This is a genomic window from Enterobacter cloacae complex sp. I2, assembly GCF_014896205.1.
Classification (GTDB): domain Bacteria; phylum Pseudomonadota; class Gammaproteobacteria; order Enterobacterales; family Enterobacteriaceae; genus Enterobacter; species Enterobacter quasihormaechei.
Map to the genome: position 1 here is coordinate 1 of NZ_JADBRA010000047.1, position 850 is coordinate 850.

Annotated in this window: 1 protein-coding gene; it reads right to left on the minus strand. The window is 52.1% G+C overall.

Annotated elements, in window-relative coordinates:
• Nucleotides 1-850: porin (locus tag IM300_RS22520; protein WP_193038357.1), on the minus strand; the 850-nt coding region annotated here is incomplete at both ends.

Below are 850 nucleotides of genomic sequence, written 5' to 3' on the forward strand. Positions count from 1 at the left end.
GACGCAGACCGAAGTCGAACTGGTATTGTGCAACTGCTTCGAAGTTCTGAGTCTGATCCGCGATACCGTAATCACCGTATGGGGTCATATTGCGGGTTTCAGCGTACATCATCGCGAGATAGACATTATTGGCATCGTATTTAGCCCCAAAGGTCCATGCTTCGGCTCTTTCACCGCCGGCAAAGTGGGCATCATTCCTACCCGCACTTACCTGGTCGTTGGTACGGTCAGAGGAAGAATACGCCGCACCCAGCGTCAGGCCGAAATCGAAATCATAGGTGGAAGACATGCCGAAGCCGTCGCCGTTCTGGAAACGAACGTCATCATGGCCGTTTTTGGTGCCTTCCTGAGTACTGGTATAATGGCCTTCCTGATCTTCGTGTGGTCCACCTTCATTATTGCCCTGGTATTGCAGCGCAAAATTAAGACCGTCGACCAGACCGAAGAAATCGTTATTACGGTAGGTCGCCACGCCGTTAGTACGACCAACCATATAGTTGTCGGTCCAGGTGTAGGAATCACCACCAAATACCGGCAGCATATCGGTCCAGGCTTCAACGTCATACACGACGCCGTAATTACGGCCGTAATCAAACGAGCCAAAATCGCCATATTTCAGGCCCGCGAATGCCAGACGGTTAAAAGAGGTATCGCCAGCGTCTTCGGTGTCGTTTGCGTAGGTTTTATATTCCCGCTGGCCGAAGCCGACCAGATCGTCAGTAATCTGCGTTTCGCCTTTGAAACCAATCTGAACGTAGGTTTCATCGCCGTCGTCGCCCGCGTTGTCTGAGAAGGTGTGGCGCGCATCAACCTTGCCGTACAGGTCGACCTTGTTGCCGTCTTTGTTGTA